The following is a 16214-nucleotide window of genomic DNA, read 5'->3' as shown; positions in this document are numbered from 1 at the left end:
TTATGTTTGACCGTTCGTCCAAAATTCCGACCACTGGCGATCCGCTGACCGACATATTGCGTGGGCTGCGTCTCGATGGCGTCGACTACGCCCGTTGCGAAATGCGGGAGCCTTGGGGCATCCAGTTTCCGGCCCAGGCAGCGGCGCGATTCCACTTCATCGGCCGCAAGGGCTGCTGGCTGATGCAGCCCTCGGGCGAGTGGGTCGAGCTCAAGGCGGGCGACGCGGCGCTGCTGCCGCGTGGCGCAGCGCATGTGCTGGCAAGCGAACCGGGCACGAAGGCTTGGCCGATCCAGGGCTACGCGGCCGAAGAAGTCTGCAAGAACGTCTATTGCATGTCCAATGAAGCCATGTGCCCCGATGGTCGCTGTCCGGGCACGCTGCTGTTTTTCGGCAGCATGTACTTCAACATCGATGGCCTGCATCCCCTGCTCGGCATGATGCCTGATGTCATGCGCGCGCATGAACTCGAAGCTTATGAGCCGGGTATTCCGCATCTCCTGGACTCGATGGCGCGTGAAGTGACGATGGAGCGCGTCGGCTCCGGCGGCATTCTGGCGCGGCTCGCCGACGTCCTTGCCGCCACCGTGATCCGCTCATGGGTCGAGCGCGGCTGCGGCGATTCAAGCGGTTGGATCGCGGCGGTCAGGGATCCCGACATCGGGCGCGTTCTGGCCGCCATCCATCTCGAACCGGACCGCGACTGGACCGTCGAGGCGCTCGCCAGGATGATGGGCGCCTCGCGATCGGGCTTTGCCGAGCGTTTTGCCACCATTGTCGGCGAGACGCCGGCCAGGTACGTCACCCAGGTGCGCATGCACCAGGCCCGACAATGGCTGGTGCGCGATCGCCAGAAGATTTCCGTCGTCGCCACACGCCTGGGTTATGAGTCGGACGCCGCCTTCAGCCGGGCCTTCAAGCGCGTCATCGGCTCGGCTCCCAGCCACCTGCGTGCCGAGGAACATGCTGAGATCCGCCAGGCCGGCTGAAGCGCCAGGCCGTGACTCCAGGCTGGAGCAATTCCGTCCGGAATTGCCCGAAGAGGTACAGCAGTTCAGCGTTTCCGTGGGACGCTGAACTGCTGTAGGAATCGGCATGGACTTGACTTCGCCCAACGACACTGTGCCGGCCCCGGGGGGTGCGTTGACCGAGATGTTGCGCGCGCTGCGCCTCGAGGGCGTCGACTATGGCCGCTGCGAACTGGGCACGCCTTGGGCCGTGCTCTTTCCGGTGCAGAAGGCGGCGCGGTTTCACTTCATCGGCCGTGCCGGATGCTGGCTGCTTTCGCCACTAGGCGAATGGATGGAACTGAAAGCCGGCGATGCATTGCTGTTGCCGCGCGGCGCCGAGCATATCCTTGCCAGCGCACCCGGTGTACAAGCCGAACCGCTCGAAAGCTACAGCGTCGAGCCCCTGCAGGACAATGTCTACGCCGCCTCGAACGGCGGCCATGGTGCAAAAACGCTGCTGTTCTGCGGCAGCATGCGCTTCAACCACGATGGCTCGCATCCACTGCTGGCCATGATGCCGGATATGCTGCGCGCGAAGGAGCTGATGGCCGGCGAGCCAGGCATCCCGCATTTGCTGGAAGCCATGGCCGACGAGGCGACGAGAAACCGGGCCGGCTCCGGCATGATGCTGGCGCGGCTGGCCGATGTATTGGCCGCAGCCATCATCCGCTCCTGGGTGGAGAACAGCGCCGGTGACATCACGGGTTGGATCGCGGCGATCAAGGATCGGGACATCGGCCGCGTGCTGGTCGCCATTCATCGGCAGCCTGACAGGAACTGGACCGTCGAAGCGCTGGCCCGCGAGATGGGCGCCTCACGGTCGGCTTTTGCCGAACGTTTCACGGCCGTCGTCGGAGAGACGCCGGCAAAATATGTCGCCGGGGTGCGCATGCATCAGGCAAGACGGTGGCTCGAGGAAGAAGGGATGCGGGTGTCGGTGATCGCCGCCAGATTGGGCTATGATTCGGAAGCGTCGTTCAGCCGGGCCTTCAAGCGCATCGTCGGCAGCGCGCCCAGCCATTTGCGCGCCGCGGGCGGCGGCTCGGGAAAAGGCTAAATCAACGCTGTTTGCAGTGGCGATTTCCGGCCTGGATGAATTGCCAAGTGTTCCGGACAGAATGCCATTCCCGGTTTGGCCATTTGCAATAGCTTGTCATCCAACAGACGAGCGCCGGCGGCAAGTCGGCCCGAAGAGGAGAAGCGATGCCAAATCACTTAAAAATCCTGACGCTGGCTGCAATGCTCACTATCCCCGGCCGTGCCTTCGCCCTTGAGGACAGCTATCTGCCGGCCAGCAAGATTCCCTATGTTTCCGAGGCGCCGGACCAGCCGCAGCGCCTCGGTCCGCTATGGGGAGAAAGGGCCAAGGGCCCCGCGGGAACCTTGCTGAAAGTCCCGGGCAACTGGCGCGCTCCTGTTCACGCGCACACCGCCGATTATCGCGCCGTGCTGATCCAGGGCCTATGGGCGCACTGGCAGATGGAAGGCGGCGAGGCGAGCAAGGTCGAACTGCCTCCCGGATCCTACTGGACCCAGAAGGCCAATGAGATGCATGACGACGCCTGCCTCTCGGACACGGAATGCGTGATCCTGCTGATCAACACCGAGCCCTATGAGACCTACCTGCCGAAGTAGAGGTGCGGGACGGCTGTCCGGCCGACATTGCTGCGGGGGCTCAGAACTCGGGTTGACAAGACCTGACCACAGCCGGTCCCGCTGTGCCAGTTTCCCATGATAGGAATTTTTTCTTGACTGGGTGAAGGCAACTATGGTAGATATTTGGTTATGGTGCTGAGTTGCGCCAGGGACCCGCCGCACAGGCGGGTTTTTCCGTTCAATGCTTCATCAACAGCGCACCGACGAAGGCTCCGGAGGGACCCGTTAACCCGGATTCCTTGCCCTGCCGCAAGGCGGGCTTTTTGTTTAGGGCGCTGTCCGGAACATCGCATTCGCGATATTCGCCTCATCCGGCGTGCCGCAAACTCACGCCGCTGCCCTTGTCGAACAGCACCACCTTGTCCGGATTCCAGGCAAAGCGCACCGGCTGCTCGATCGCGACATCGGTCCGCGCCGGCACCGTGGCGCGCAGCGTGGTCTCGCCCACGCGCAGCGTCAGGATCTTTTCCACGCCATGGTTTTCGACGTCGTGGACGCGCGCCTCGACCGGCGCACCGCTCTCGAGATAGACGTCCTCGGGGCGGATGCCGAAGACGAGCGGGCGACCGTCGGTCGCCGCACTCGCCTTGGCTCCCCCTGAAAGCGGCAATTCGAAATTCAGCGGCGCCATGACCGCACGATCGTTGACCACCCTGCCGTCGATGAGGTTCATCGGCGGCGAGCCCACGAAGCTCGCCACATAGGTGTCGCGCGGATTGTTGTAGATCTCATGCGGCGTGCCGGTCTGGACGATGCGGCCATGGTTGAGCACGCCCACCTTGTCGCCCATGGACATCGCCTCGATCTGGTCGTGGGTGACGAACAGGAAGGTGGCGCCGAGCTGCATCTGCAGGTTCTTCAGTTCCGTGCGCAGCGCCTCGCGCAGCTTGGCGTCGAGCGCCGACAGCGGCTCGTCCATCAGGAACACGCGCGGCTTGCGCACGATGGCCCGGCCGATCGAGACGCGCTGCATCTCGCCGCCCGACAGCCGGTCGGTCTTGCGGTCGAGCAGATGCTCGATCCTGAGCGTCCGCGCCGCGCGATCGACGCGGTCCTTGATTTCGGCGTCGGGCAGCCGCCGGATCTTCGGCTTCAGCGGGAATTCGAGGTTTTCGCGCACCGTATAGCGCGGGTAGAGCGAATATTGCTGCAGCACCAGCGCCACGTCGCGCTCCGCGGCGCCCCAGTCGGCAACGTCGATCCCGTCGATGAAGACCTGGCCCTCGCTCGGTTTTTCCAGTCCGGCGATCAGCCGCAGCGTCGTTGTCTTGCCCGCGCCCGTCTCGCCGAGCAGGACGAAGAACTCGCCATCGGCGATGTCGAGGTCGAGCCCGGTCAGGGCCGTGTGATTGCCGAACGTCTTGGAGATATTCTTGAGCTGGATATGGGCCATCAGAGTCTCACTCCGAGCGACTTGCCGCTCGCCGCGTCGAAGAAATGCGCCTGTGTCGGATCGATCCTGGCGAACACCCTCTCGCCGGGACCTGAAATGAAGCCGCTCTTGGTGCGGGCGCGCAGCATCTTGGAGCCGACTTTCAGGTCGACGATGTCGAACGAGCCGAGCGGCTCGACGATCTGCGTCTCGACCGCCATGAAGCCCTCCGCCGCCTCACGGCTGATGAGGACGCCTTCCGGCCTGATGCCGAGTGCCAGCCGGCCGCCCGCATGGCCGTTCAGCTTCGACAGGAGCGCGCGCGGGAATTCGAAACCGGTTGGCGCATCGCCCACCGTCACCGAGGCCGACGAGGCTTTTTCGGCCACCGCCGCGTCGGCCACGTTCATCACCGGACTGCCGACGAATTGCGCGACGAAGAGGTTGGCCGGGTGCGAATAGACCTCGTCGGGGGAGCCGACCTGCTGGAGAACCCCCTCATGCATGATGACGATGCGATCGGCGAGGCTCATCGCCTCGATCTGGTCATGGGTGACGTAGATGGTGGTCGAGCCTTGCTTGATGTGCAGCCGCTTGATCTCGGCCCGCATCTCCTCGCGCAGCTTGGCGTCGAGCGCGCCGATCGGCTCGTCCATCAGCATCGCTTTCGGCCGCCGCACCAGTGCCCGGCCGATCGCCACGCGCTGCATGTCGCCGCCCGACAGCGCCGACGGTTTCTTGCCGAGCAGGTCCGTGATTTGCAGCGTCTTGGCGACCGAGCGAACTTCCTGGTCGATTTCGCTCTTGCTCTTTCGCGTGGCGCGCAAGGGAAAGGCGATGTTCTCGTAGACGCTCATATGCGGGTACAGCGAGAACGACTGGAAGACCATGGCGATGTCGCGATCGGCGGCCTTCAGATGCTGGATGGGCTTGCCGTCGATGAGGATGTCGCCCTCGTCGATCGTCTCCAGCCCGGCAATGGCGCGCAGCGTCGTCGTCTTGCCGCAGCCCGACTGGCCGAGCAGCACGATGAACTCGTTGTCTTCGATCTTGAGGTTGAGGTCCTTGATGACCTGGACGGCGCCGAAGAACTTCTGGACGCCGCGAAGCTCGATCTGGGTCAATGCTGCGCTCCCGGATTTCGCTGCGGATCGCCTGACTGGCCGGTTCCGGCTTCCTCTTGCGGTGCGATCTTGGAGGTGATGTTGAAGCCGATCAGGCCGATCAGGATGATGGTCAGCCCATAGCTGTGCAGCAGCAAGTTCCAGGGCTGGCAGAGCGCAACGATGCCGAGCACCATCAGCACCTGGCTGCCTGGTTCCAGATATTTCTGGTTGATGGCGCGAAAGCTCATTTGCGGATCGCTCCGAAGGACATGCCGCGCAACAGGTGATTACGAAGCAGGAAGGTGAAGATGGCGACAGGAAGCAGGAACAGGAAAGTGCCGGCGGCGATCACCGTCCAGTCCGGCAGCCCGGAGCCGACCTGGCTCGGGATGAACGGCGGTGCGGTCTGGGCGCGGCGATTGGTCATGATCAGCGCGAAGGCATATTCGTTCCATGCCGTGATGAAGCAGAACACGGCCGTCGCGGCGATGCCGGTGGCGGCTTCGGGCAGCACGATCTTGAAGAAGGCTTCCATGCGCGTATAGCCGTCGACGAGCGCCGCTTCCTCGTACTCCTTCGGGATCTCGTCCATGAAGCCCTTCATCAGCCAAACCGAGAAGGACAGGTTGAAGGCGGTGTAGAGGATGATCAGCCCGATATGGGAATCGTTGAGGCCGACCGCCCGGTACATCAGGAACATCGGGATCGCCACCACCACGGGCGGCAGCATGCGGGTCGAGAGGATGAAGAACAAAAGGTCCGCCTCGCCTTTGACCCTGAAGCGCGAGAAGCCATAGGCGGTGAATGTACCCATGCCGACCGCCAGCACCGTCGAGGTGATCGCGACGATCAGCGAATTCATGAAACGGTTCGGATAGCCCGACCATTGCACCTGGCCCTTGCCGTCGCGCACGATCTTTTCGCCGCCGTCGAAGACGACGCGTTCCCACCAGGGCGCCGCCGCGTATTCTTCGGGCGAAGGCGGGCTGCGCAATTGCGAGCGCTTGGTGAACAGCTTCACGAAGGGCGATATCTCCGGCTGGAACACGACCGTCGGCGGGATGGTGGTGGCAAGGTTGCGCGGCTTGAACGCCGTCGAGGCGATCCAGTAGATCGGTGCCAGGAAGATCACTGTCGCCACCAGCACGGCGACGATTGCGACGCGGTTGAGGGCGATCTCGGAAGAAGTGCGGACGGCGGCCATCTCAGCGCTCCTTCACTTTGTTCAGATATTTGACGTAGATGTTGGTGATGGCCAGCACCATGATCAGCACGATGTAGGCGAGCGCGCAGGAGCGCCCGGTCTGCCATTCCTGGAACGCCATCTTGTAGAGCCGGATCGAGATCAGTTCAGCCGTCGGCTGGGTGGTCAGGATGTAGGCCAGATCGAAGGTCTTGAACGCTTCCATAGTGCGGAAGATGACGGCGATCATCAGGATCGGCGCGACCAGCGGCAAGGTGATGCGGAAGAAGGTGTAGAACGGACCGGCGCGGTCGATAGCGGCGGCTTCGTAGAGGTGCTTCGGCACCGCCGAGAGGCCGGCCAGCGACAGCAGCATGACGAAGGGCGACCACATCCAGATGTCGGTCAGCGCCACCGCGTAGAGTGCCATCTTGGGGTCGGCCAGCCACTCGAAATTGCCAAGCCCGAGCGCATAGTTGATGACGCCCCATGACGGATCGTAGAGCAGTTTCCAGAACAGGCCGACGACGGCCATCGACAGCATCATCGGCAGCAGCAGCAGGGTCGTCAGCAGCCCCTTCAGCGGAATATCGCGGTTGAGCAGCATCGCCACGCCGAAGCCGACCAGCAACTGTCCGGCGACCGAGATGATCACGTATTTGGCGGTGATGGCGAAGTTGGACCAGACATAGGGGTCGCTGAGCAGGTCGCGGTAGTTCTGCAACCCGACGAAATTCGCCGGCGCGTTGGTCGAGGCGCGGAAATCGGTGAAGGAATAGCCGAGCGAATAGATCAGCGGAAAGATGTTGAAGACGATCAGGAACAGGATCGTCGGGATGATGAAAAGATTGCGGATCGAAATATCGCTAAGGCCACGCGCGGCCGCGCGTGAAGATCTGTCCAGCGTGGTGATCATCGTGGTCGCCAAGACCCTGCTCCCGCTTGAAGAAAAAGAAACGGAGGAGGCATGAGCGCCCCCTCCGTGGGACATGAACGATTATTGGCCGCGGCCGTATTTCTTGAAGGTCGCGTTCCAGTCGGCGGCCAGTGCGTCGAGCGTTTCCTTGGCGGTGCCTTCGCCGCCGATCATGTAGGGATAGACGCGCTGGTTGAGCTGCTGGAGCAGTTCGGCATATTCCGGCACCGCCCAGAAATCCTTCACCTTGAACATGGTCTCGTAGAAGGCCTTGTTGTAGGGCGTCGCATTCTGGAACTCTTCCGACTTGAGCACGGCTGCGCTGCAGGTGTAGCCACCGAGTGCCGCCCACTTCTTCTGGGTCTCGTCCTTGATGAACCATTCGAGGAACTTCATCGCCTCGTCCTGCTTCTGCGAGTAGGAGACGACGGAGATGCCCTGGCCACCGAGTGCGGCGAACTGGTCGCCGTTCGGCCCGGGAGGATTGGCGAAGAAGCCGGTGTTCTTGGCATTCGGGTTCGACGCCTCGTTGATCAGCGAGGGAAAGAACGCGAAGTAGTTCATGCTCATCGCGGCCAGGTTTTCGGTGATCGCCTGGTTGTCCTCGACGAAGAACGACTTGGCCCAGCCCGGAGGCGTGAACTTGTAAAGCTCCTTATAGGCGTCGAGCGCGGCGACAGCCTTGTCGGAGTTGATGAAACCGTCGACCTTGTAGGTCGAATAGTCACCCAGTTCGCCGCCATAGGAGAACAGCGCGTTCTCGAAGCCCATCGCCATCGCGTCATAGGAATTGTCGGTGTAGATGGCGATGCCGTATCTCTTCTGGTCCGGCCGGTGGAAGAATTCGGCGATGTCGCGCAGCGCCTTGAAATCCTTCGGCACGTCGAGATCGTAGCCGTATTTGGCCTTGAAGGCTTCCTTCTCCTTCGGATCCTCGAACCAGTCCTTGCGATAGGACCAGCCGACGGCGTCGCCTTCGAGCGGGATGGCCCAGTACTTGCCGCTGTTGCCGGGATATTCGGCGTAGTACTTCACCGTCGCCGGCGCCATCACCTCGCCGAGCTTGTGCTTGTTGAAGAAGTCGGTGAGGTCGACATAGTGGCCACCGGTCGAGCCGGCGCCGAGCCATTGCGAGTCGCCGACGACCAGGTCGTAGGCATCGCCATGAGCGTTGAACTCGGTGAAGGCCTTGGTCTGGAAGTCGGCCCAGGGCGTGGTTTCCACCGTGATCTTGACGCCGGTTTCCTTCTCGTACTCGTTGCCGAGTTCCTGGAGGTAGTTGGCCGGATCCCATTCCGCCCAGAAGATGGTGAGCGATTTGTCCTGGGCGTAGACGGATGTTCCGCAGGCAAGTGTCAAGCCGATACCAGCAAGCAAGCTGGTCACTATCTTGCGCATGATGTTTCCTCCCTTGTGCGCATTCTACCGTATCAAGCGAACCGGCAAACGGGGCCGGCCCTGGTAGTTCCTCCCTTGGTCGCGCCTTCCGGTTTGGAGCCTCCTCGCCCGTCCGGAAATGGATCGCAGCCCTCACTTTCGATCCGCTTTTCTCCTTTGATCTGGTATTACCAATTTTGAAGCTCCGTCAAGCCCTTTCTTGAGCAATGGTGACAGCTTGAAGTCTCGAATTCCAGCCTTATCTGCCTGTTTTTCCTAAATTTTCCTACTCATTGATAGACATCGGCCTTGTTCATGCTTCAGCATTGAGATTAATATCGGCAACCAGCATGCAAATCTGGTAGAACCAGATACCTGCTATTTCGTGACCCTTGTTGGTTGGCTTGCCTGTGCTTCGGACACTGATTCCGCGATCGCCGCGCGCACCAGGGCGACCGCCGCCCACTGGGCAACGGACATCGTCCGGCGACCGTCCAGTCCCCAGATGTCCTTCAGCACGATAAGCACCTCGACGCCGAAGATCAGCGACAGCGCTTGCGCCAGCCGCTTGAGGTCGCGCGGCGGAAGCCGGCCCTTGAGCGGAGCGAGCGCGTCCTGGAGCAATTCGACGCGGTGGCCCCGCTTGAAGGCCGGTTCGCTTCCCAAAGTACCGGCCTGGCGCCGCGCCCACTGATCGAGCGACAGTTTCAATGCCGCCTTGAATGTCGCCTCGAAAGCCTCGATGCGCGGCATGGCCGTGTCGAAGAGCTCGGCAACGCGACGCTCGGCATCGGCAGAGGTGGATTTCCAGGTGAGGATCGGCCCGAGCCCCTCGTTAACCACTGCCTGCACCAGTGCCGCCTGGCTCGGAAAATACCGGTAGGCGGTGGCGCGGGACACCTGCGCCGCCTCGGCAACCTCGCTGACCGAAGGTGTTGCGCCTGCCTGCATCAGCCTCGTCGCCGTCTCCAGCATCAGCCGTTTCGTGCGCGCGCGCGGTCCACGTTCGGGTCCCCCGGCGGTGTCGTCGCTTGTTGCGGCGTGTTGACGTGAGACATCCATATCAATATGATACGCGCGTCTCAAAAAATTGCAATGACCTCCTCGTTTTCGGAATGGCTAGGTTGACGCTCTGTAGAGCACTGAGCCTTGGGTGACTTGGACCGGCAGAGGGAGGCATTGATGAAGCGCATTTATGTGGTGGGCACCGCGGACACCAAGGGTGAGGAACTCGCCTTCCTGGCCGACGCGATCGCCGCCACGGGTGCCGCTGTCTGCCGGGTCGACGTCGGAACGCGCGCCGCGAGCGTGCCGGTCGACATTGCCGCTGGGGATGTGGCAGGCCACCATCCCGGCGGGCGAGACGCGGTGCTCGCCGGCGATGACCGCGGCATCGCCGTCGCCGCCATGGGCATCGCCTTCGCTCGCTTTGCCCAATCGCGAAACGACATTGCCGCCATGATCGGCATCGGCGGCGGCGGCGGCACGTCGATCATCACCGCAGGCATGCGCGTGCTGCCGCTCGGCCTGCCCAAGATCATGGTCTCGACGCTCGCTTCCGGCGACACCGCGCCCTATGTCGACATCTCGGACATCGTCATGATGCCATCGGTGACCGACATGGCCGGGCTGAACCAGCTCTCGCGTGTCGTTCTGCACAATGCGGCCCAGGCGATATCGGGCATGGCCGCCGGACCGCCGCCGCCGCCCGAGGGCAAGCCGTCGATCGGCCTCACCATGTTCGGCGTCACCACGCCCTGCGTGACGGCAATCGCGGATCAGCTCCGTTCGACCTATGACTGCATGGTCTTTCACGCCACCGGCACCGGCGGCCGCAGCATGGAGAAACTGGCCGACAGCGGCCTGCTGTCCGGCGTCATCGACATCACCACCACTGAGGTCTGCGATCTCCTGTTCGGCGGCGTGCTGCCGGCGACGGAGGATCGTTTCGGTGCCGTTGCCCGCACCGGCCTGCCTTATGTCGGCTCGGTCGGCGCGCTCGACATGGTCAATTTCTGGGCGCCTGCGACCATTCCGGACCATTATCGCGGGCGGCTGTTCTACGAGCACAACCCGAACGTCACGCTGATGCGCACGACGGCGCAGGAATGCCGCAAGATCGGCGAGTGGATCGGCACAAGGCTCGCCCGCTGCAAGGGGCCTGTGCATTTCCTTGTCCCGGAGAAAGGCGTCTCGGCGCTCGACATCGAAGGCGGCGCCTTCTTCGACCCGCAAGCCGATGCCGCCCTGTTCGAAGCCATTGAGCGCACGATTAAGCCGAACGCGACGCGCCGGCTGACACGCCTGCCGCTGCACATCAATGATCCCCGATTCGCCAAGGCCGCGGTCGCGGCTTTCCTCGAAATCGCCAGACAGTGAGATCCAAGACATGCCGGCAATACCGCGCAAGGACATACTGAAGAAATTCAGGGGGATGATCGACAAGGGCGTGCCGATCGTCGGCGGCGGCGCTGGCACCGGCCTGTCGGCCAAGGCCGAAGAGGCCGGCGGCATCGACCTCATCATCATCTACAATTCCGGCCGCTACCGCATGGCCGGTCGCGGCTCGGCCGCCGGCCTGCTTGCCTATGGCAATGCCAATGAGATCGTCAAGGAGATGGCCTACGAGGTGCTGCCGGTGGTCAGGAAGACGCCGGTGCTGGCTGGTGTCAACGGCACCGATCCGTTCGTCATCATGCCGCTGCTGCTCTCCGAACTGAAGACGATGGGTTTTTCCGGGGTGCAGAATTTCCCCACCATCGGCCTGTTCGACGGCAGCATGCGACAGAGCTTCGAGGAGACCGGCATGGGTTTTGGGCTCGAGGTCGACATGATCGCCGAAGCCCGCAAGCTCGATCTTCTGACCACGCCCTATGTCTTCAACCCGGACGAGGCGCGCGCCATGACCAGGGCCGGCGCCGATATCGTCGTGGCTCATATGGGCGTGACGACGGGGGGCTCGATCGGCGCCACCTCTGCCAAGTCGCTCGACGACTGCGTGGTCGCCATCGACGCGATCGCCGAAGCGGCCCGTTCGGTGCGCAAGGATGTCATCCTGCTTTGCCATGGCGGGCCGATCTCGATGCCGGACGACGCCCGCTACATCCTCGAACGCTGCAAGGGGCTGCACGGCTTCTATGGCGCGAGCTCGATGGAGCGGCTGCCGGCGGAAGCGGCGATCGCCCGGCAGACCGCCGATTTCAAGGCCGTTACGCTTGGCGGCCTGAAGACGACCACGAAGAAAAAGAAGGGATCATGAGAATGACCGACAAGAGCAAGGTGTTCGTCTACCCGAAGGATGTCAGCGCCTTCGGATTCGACTGGGGAAAATTGTCGCTGACGGTCGCTCCGGAAGTGAACGGCGCGACCCGCTTTTCCGGCGGCGTCGTCGACCTGCCTTCCGGCAAGGGCCATACCCGTCATAACCATCCGGGCGCGGAAGAAATCATCTTTGTCATTTCGGGCCATGGCGAGCAGATGGTCGAGGACGAGCAAGGCAATCCGGTGGTCGAGAAGGTCGGCCCCGGCTGCACCATTTACGTGCCCGAGAGCCGCTTCCACTCGACGCTCAACACCGGCGACGGGCCGATGCAGCTGTTCGTCGTCTATTCGCCGGCAGGGCCGGAACTGGGATTGCGCGAACTGCCGGATTTCAGGTTGCTGCCGGCCGGGAACTCCCCTCGCTCGCGACTTTGAGGCGCCCTTCCGATATGCTATCGTCCAGCATGCCTCCTTGAGAGAGAAGCGATGACGCGTTTCAGTCCCCAGGAATTCGTGGAGAAGCTCGCAACGGGCAGCCTGCCGGATGGCAACCCGGCCATGACGGTTGGCGGTATTGTCAAGGCCAACGACGCCGACCCGTCAACGCTTCTCTTTTCGACCGATTTGTCCTGCGAATCCTGGATACCCGTGCCGCTGAGCTTGATCCAGACTGTCGAGCAGGTACGGACGGTCAACTGCAAAGACCATAAGCATCCGCTGGTCAAGATCGCTTTTACACCGCCCTCGCCGGATCAACGTGACATCAATGCCCTGCTTATGATCATGGCCGGGCTTCAGAGCCAACTCTCCTGGTTCCATCGCAACGCCAAATCCGGCAGTCCGTGGGCGTCAACGTTTGCATCCGATTGCGCCGTCGTCTCCGCATCCGAGGGGCTTACCATATGCTGCACCCAGACGATCGACGGAAGATTGGAAGTCGTCTGCACTGGAATGGTTTAGTGCCTGTCGCGCAAAAGTGACTTCTGTTTAGCGGCAACGGCAAAGCGCCGCGCATGAATTCGTTTCGACGCGACGCGCCTTAGAGACAATCGAGACCGGCACGCTCATTTGTAACGTGGCAGGTTACATGCCACCCCGGTTCCATGCCCGACCCCGATCCCCGAACATCACATAGCCGGTATCGGTAACCGCCACCGTATCCTCCAGCTTGATGAAGCCGCGCGTCGGGTGAAGCATGGTCGTCTCCACCGATAGCACCATGTTCCTCTCCAGCGGCTTGCCCGCATAGGTGCCTTCATAGGTCACCGGATGGTTGGTCATCAGGAACGGCGCCTCATGCGTGATCAGCCCCATGCCGTGAGCGAAGAAATCCGTGTAGGGCGCGACCTTGGATTTTTTCAGCACGCCTTCGGCATGGGAAATCATGTCACCACCCAGCGTACCCGCCTTTACCTTCGAGAACGCCGCCTGCTGCACCGCCTCGACCTCCGCCAGCAGGTCCTCCAGCTCGGCATCCGGGTCTCCGAGAACCCCCATGCGGCAGAGGTCGCCGATATAGCCATGATAATTGCCGCCGGAATCGATCGACAGCACTTCACCCTTTTTCCACGCCTGCGGCGACGCCGCGCGGTTGTGGCTGGAGCCCAGCGTCAGCAGGCAATATTCGAAATGCGCGCCGCGATTGGTCTCCTCGCGGCGAAGCTGTTCGATCATCTCGCTCTTGGTCGTGCCTTCGCGCGCCCATTGGATGGTGGCCAGCATGGAATCGGTGATCAGTTCGGAGGCGATCCGCAGTTTCTCCAGCTCGGCCTCGGTCTTGATGGCGCGCATGCGCTCCAGCATGTCGGTGGCATCGACCAGCTTGGCGTCGGGGAGCGCTTTGCGGATCAGGGCATAGGCGTCCGACGGCAGGAAACCCGGCTCGATGCCGATGCGAGCGTCGCCCTTGCCGATCTTGCGCACATGCTCGACAGCGAGATTGGCGGCATCGAGCGTGCCCCAGCAGGCGGCATGCAGCGTCGGCGTCCAGAACGGGTGGTTCTGGTGTTCGCCACCCTCCATGCGGTTGCCGATATAGGCGGCGTGGTCCGGTCCGCCTTTTTCGTAGATCACGATCGGCAGGTACCGGCTGTGGCCGATCGCATCCATGGCGGCGAAGAAGATGAACTTGTAGCCGCCGAGCAGATATTGGGTGTTGTGCTTGGATGTCGCGAGCAGGACGTCGATATCAGCCTCTTCCATCAGGCCATCGACCCTGGCGTGGTCGAATGGGATGTCGCCGACGGCACTCTTCCCCGGAGCTATGTTCATTGTCTCTCTCCCTGAATGTCCGCGCGGATCGGCTGGACCGCCGGATGCCCGATCCCGATAGGTCTTCCGACTTCGGGTCAAATCTGCACCATTTTCGCCCATCTGGTCCAGCCAGAAACAGGCTCGCCCAGCTGAATGGCCGTCGCCGGTGCCGATAATGTGAGGTGCATCGGATGACCTAGTCTTACCAGGTCAGGTTTATCGACCACTCTCCCGTAACTGGTCCAGCGAACAAAAATTTCAAAGCCACGCCACGATGCGCCAATTCCGTCTCTGGCGAAAGCCACGGCAAGGCCCATAATCAAACGTGCATGGAAACGCCCGAAAGGCCTCCGTGCAAGATATGAGATAGAGGGGGAATAGGATGATGTCGGAGTTCAGGATTTCACGCCGCACGGTGCTTGCGGGCTCTGCCATGCTTCTGGCCTCCACCGCGATGCCGGCCTTGAGCTGGGCGCAGACGCCGAAGAAGGGTGGCCGGCTGGTGCTCGCCGCCGATTCCGAACCGCGCAACCTCAACCCGGCCATCGTCGCCTCCAACGGCGTCTTCTTCATCTCCAGCAAGATCGTCGAAACGCTGGCCGAAGCCTCCTTCGATGGCAAGGACGGGCTTGCACCACGCCTGGCGGTCAGTTGGGAAGGCGCCGCCGACGGGCTGTCGGCGACCTTCAAACTGCGCGAAGGGGTCAAATGGCATGACGGCAAGCCGTTTACCTCGGCCGACGTCGCCTTCTCGGCGCTGCAGATCTGGAAGCCGCTGCAGAATCTCGGCCGCACCGTGTTCAAGGATCTGGCCGCGGTCGATACCCCTGATGAATTGACCGCCGTGTTCAAATTCGCCAAGCCGACGCCCTTCCAGCTGATCCGCAACGCTCTGCCGGCGCTGAGCAGCGTGGTGCCGAAGCACGTTTACGAAGTTGGCAAGATCGAGGACAACCCGGCCAACAACGCGCCCATCGGCACCGGCCCGTTCAAGTTCGCCGAATACAAGGCCGGCCAATACTACCGGCTGACGAAGAACACGGATTATTGGGGCAAGGGCGAGCCCTATCTCGATGAGATCATCTACCAGGTGCTGCCCGACCGCACTTCGGCGGCGAGCGCGCTGGAAGCAGGAGAGATCCAGCTCGCCGCCTTCTCCGCCGTGCCGCTGGCCGATCTTGACCGCATCTCGAAAGTGCCGGGCCTGAAGGTGATCACCAAGGGCTATGAGGGACTGACCTACCAGCTCGTCGTCGAGATCAATCACCGTCGCAAGGAGCTCGCCGACCTGAAGGTGCGCCAGGCGATCGCGCATGCCATCGACAAGGATTTCGTCGTCAAGACGGTGTTCCTCGGCTATGCCGCCACCGCCACCGGCCCGGTGCCGAAGAACGACCCGCAGTTCTATACCGCCGACGTCCCGACCTATGCCTTCGACGTCGCCAAGGCCAATGCGCTGCTCGACGAGGCGGGTTACAAGAAGGGCGCCGACGGCAAGCGCTTTTCGCTGAAACTGTTGCCGGCTCCCTATTTCAACGAAACCAAGCAGTTCGGCGACTATCTGCGCCAGGCGCTCGCCGCCATCGGCATCGACGCCCAGCTCGTCAACAACGATTCCGCCGCGCATATCAAGGCCGTCTACACCGACCACGCTTTCGACCTCGCCGTCGGCCCGCCGGTGTTCCGCGGCGACCCGGCGATCTCGACCACCATCCTGGTGCAGAGCGGCATTCCGGACGGCGTGCCGTTCTCCAACCAGGGCGGCTACAAGAACGATGCGCTGGACGCGCTCATCGCCAAGGCGTCCGAGACGCTCGATACATCGGCCCGCACCAATCTTTACAAGGAGTTCCAGAAAGAGGTGGCCGCCGACCTGCCGCTGATCAATGTCGCCGAATGGAGCTTCATCAGCGTCGCGCGCGAGACGGTCGGCAACATCGCCAACAATCCGCGCTGGGCGGTATCGAACTGGGCGGACACATATCTGGAATCGTGACAGTATTTCGCGGATGAACGTTCGCGAAATCATCGTAGGCGTTGAGTTCTACGAGGCCCCCCTCTGTCCTGCCGGACATCTCCC

16 protein-coding genes are annotated in these 16214 nt (G+C 62.4%); 8 read left to right on the top strand and 8 right to left on the bottom strand.

The window, feature by feature from the left end:
- The first annotated feature begins 2 nt into the window (after positions 1–2).
- From FJ490_RS23145 to FJ490_RS23135, 3 genes are all read left to right on the top strand, one after another.
- Entirely contained in the window at positions 3–989 is a 987-nt protein-coding gene (locus FJ490_RS23145) for an AraC family transcriptional regulator (RefSeq protein WP_140500395.1), read from the top strand.
- A gap of 106 nt (positions 990–1095) precedes the next feature.
- Complete coding sequence (locus FJ490_RS23140) at positions 1096–2067, top strand: AraC family transcriptional regulator (RefSeq protein WP_140729259.1); 972 nt, start codon at positions 1096–1098, stop codon at positions 2065–2067.
- Positions 2068–2213: 146 nt separating this feature from the next.
- A complete protein-coding gene (locus FJ490_RS23135) occupies positions 2214–2645 on the top strand; it encodes a DUF4437 domain-containing protein (RefSeq protein WP_140676636.1) in 432 nt (143 codons plus the stop codon).
- A gap of 328 nt (positions 2646–2973) precedes the next feature.
- Here FJ490_RS23135 and FJ490_RS23130 read toward each other — a convergent pair whose 3' ends face one another.
- The 7 genes from FJ490_RS23130 to FJ490_RS23100 form a co-directional block, all read right to left on the bottom strand.
- Positions 2974–4059 (bottom strand): ABC transporter ATP-binding protein, encoded by a 1086-nt coding sequence (locus tag FJ490_RS23130; protein WP_140513807.1) that lies wholly within the window; start codon positions 4057–4059, stop codon positions 2974–2976.
- Positions 4059–5162, bottom strand: coding sequence for an ABC transporter ATP-binding protein (locus FJ490_RS23125; RefSeq protein WP_140500402.1), 1104 nt, complete (start codon positions 5160–5162; stop codon positions 4059–4061). The genes FJ490_RS23130 and FJ490_RS23125 overlap by 1 nt, the downstream gene beginning before the upstream one ends.
- Positions 5159–5392, bottom strand: a complete 234-nt coding sequence (locus FJ490_RS23120; RefSeq protein ID WP_140513808.1) for a hypothetical protein — start codon at positions 5390–5392, stop codon at positions 5159–5161. Before FJ490_RS23120 ends, FJ490_RS23125 begins: the two co-directional genes overlap by 4 nt.
- Positions 5389–6348, bottom strand: a complete 960-nt coding sequence (locus FJ490_RS23115) for a carbohydrate ABC transporter permease (protein ID WP_140500406.1) — start codon at positions 6346–6348, stop codon at positions 5389–5391. The genes FJ490_RS23120 and FJ490_RS23115 overlap by 4 nt, the downstream gene beginning before the upstream one ends.
- A gap of 1 nt (position 6349) precedes the next feature.
- Positions 6350–7255 carry a sugar ABC transporter permease gene (locus FJ490_RS23110; protein WP_140500408.1) on the bottom strand — a complete coding sequence of 302 codons (906 nt, stop codon included), beginning with the start codon at positions 7253–7255 and terminating at the stop codon, positions 6350–6352.
- 69 nt (positions 7256–7324) lie between these two features.
- Positions 7325–8641 (bottom strand): ABC transporter substrate-binding protein, encoded by a 1317-nt coding sequence (locus tag FJ490_RS23105; RefSeq protein WP_140500410.1) that lies wholly within the window; start codon positions 8639–8641, stop codon positions 7325–7327.
- 357 nt (positions 8642–8998) lie between these two features.
- Positions 8999–9682, bottom strand: coding sequence for a TetR/AcrR family transcriptional regulator (locus tag FJ490_RS23100; protein WP_140729260.1), 684 nt, complete (start codon positions 9680–9682; stop codon positions 8999–9001).
- Between the two features lie 120 nt (positions 9683–9802).
- Between FJ490_RS23100 and FJ490_RS23095 the strand changes: the two genes are divergently transcribed.
- The 4 genes from FJ490_RS23095 to FJ490_RS23080 are packed head-to-tail and all read left to right on the top strand — an operon-like array spanning position 9803 to position 12841.
- Positions 9803–10999, top strand: coding sequence for a Tm-1-like ATP-binding domain-containing protein (locus FJ490_RS23095; protein ID WP_140729261.1), 1197 nt, complete (start codon positions 9803–9805; stop codon positions 10997–10999).
- A 10-nt stretch (positions 11000–11009) separates the two neighbouring features.
- Complete coding sequence (locus FJ490_RS23090; RefSeq protein ID WP_140500416.1) at positions 11010–11879, top strand: phosphoenolpyruvate hydrolase family protein; 870 nt, start codon at positions 11010–11012, stop codon at positions 11877–11879.
- A gap of 2 nt (positions 11880–11881) precedes the next feature.
- A complete protein-coding gene (locus FJ490_RS23085; protein ID WP_140500417.1) occupies positions 11882–12316 on the top strand; it encodes a cupin domain-containing protein in 435 nt (144 codons plus the stop codon).
- Positions 12317–12367: 51 nt separating this feature from the next.
- Positions 12368–12841, top strand: a complete 474-nt coding sequence (locus FJ490_RS23080) for a hypothetical protein (RefSeq protein WP_140500419.1) — start codon at positions 12368–12370, stop codon at positions 12839–12841.
- A gap of 123 nt (positions 12842–12964) precedes the next feature.
- Here FJ490_RS23080 and FJ490_RS23075 read toward each other — a convergent pair whose 3' ends face one another.
- Positions 12965–14152 (bottom strand): Xaa-Pro peptidase family protein, encoded by a 1188-nt coding sequence (locus FJ490_RS23075; RefSeq protein ID WP_140522602.1) that lies wholly within the window; start codon positions 14150–14152, stop codon positions 12965–12967.
- A 367-nt stretch (positions 14153–14519) separates the two neighbouring features.
- On the opposite strand from FJ490_RS23075, the gene FJ490_RS23070 reads away from it, so the two are divergent.
- Complete coding sequence (locus tag FJ490_RS23070; RefSeq protein WP_140729262.1) at positions 14520–16130, top strand: ABC transporter substrate-binding protein; 1611 nt, start codon at positions 14520–14522, stop codon at positions 16128–16130.
- Positions 16131–16214: the final 84 nt, after the last annotated feature.

This window comes from Mesorhizobium sp. B2-5-11, from assembly GCF_006440835.1.
Taxonomy (GTDB): Bacteria; Pseudomonadota; Alphaproteobacteria; order Rhizobiales; family Rhizobiaceae; genus Mesorhizobium.
Note: the sequence above shows the minus strand (reverse complement) of the source record. Positions and strands in the feature narration are given on the sequence as shown.

Coding starts and splice junctions, on each gene's coding strand:
- FJ490_RS23090 (WP_140500416.1), top strand. CDS start 11,010: ATGCCGGCAATACCGCGCAAGGACATACTGAAGAAATTCAGGGGGATG.
- FJ490_RS23140 (WP_140729259.1), top strand. CDS start 1,096: ATGGACTTGACTTCGCCCAACGACACTGTGCCGGCCCCGGGGGGTGCG.
- FJ490_RS23115 (WP_140500406.1), bottom strand. CDS start 6,348: ATGGCCGCCGTCCGCACTTCTTCCGAGATCGCCCTCAACCGCGTCGCA.
- FJ490_RS23130 (WP_140513807.1), bottom strand. CDS start 4,059: ATGGCCCATATCCAGCTCAAGAATATCTCCAAGACGTTCGGCAATCAC.
- FJ490_RS23080 (WP_140500419.1), top strand. CDS start 12,368: ATGACGCGTTTCAGTCCCCAGGAATTCGTGGAGAAGCTCGCAACGGGC.
- FJ490_RS23145 (WP_140500395.1), top strand. CDS start 3: ATGTTTGACCGTTCGTCCAAAATTCCGACCACTGGCGATCCGCTGACC.
- FJ490_RS23085 (WP_140500417.1), top strand. CDS start 11,882: ATGACCGACAAGAGCAAGGTGTTCGTCTACCCGAAGGATGTCAGCGCC.
- FJ490_RS23105 (WP_140500410.1), bottom strand. CDS start 8,641: ATGCGCAAGATAGTGACCAGCTTGCTTGCTGGTATCGGCTTGACACTT.
- FJ490_RS23100 (WP_140729260.1), bottom strand. CDS start 9,682: ATGGATGTCTCACGTCAACACGCCGCAACAAGCGACGACACCGCCGGG.
- FJ490_RS23095 (WP_140729261.1), top strand. CDS start 9,803: ATGAAGCGCATTTATGTGGTGGGCACCGCGGACACCAAGGGTGAGGAA.
- FJ490_RS23070 (WP_140729262.1), top strand. CDS start 14,520: ATGTCGGAGTTCAGGATTTCACGCCGCACGGTGCTTGCGGGCTCTGCC.
- FJ490_RS23135 (WP_140676636.1), top strand. CDS start 2,214: ATGCCAAATCACTTAAAAATCCTGACGCTGGCTGCAATGCTCACTATC.
- FJ490_RS23075 (WP_140522602.1), bottom strand. CDS start 14,152: ATGAACATAGCTCCGGGGAAGAGTGCCGTCGGCGACATCCCATTCGAC.
- FJ490_RS23120 (WP_140513808.1), bottom strand. CDS start 5,392: ATGAGCTTTCGCGCCATCAACCAGAAATATCTGGAACCAGGCAGCCAG.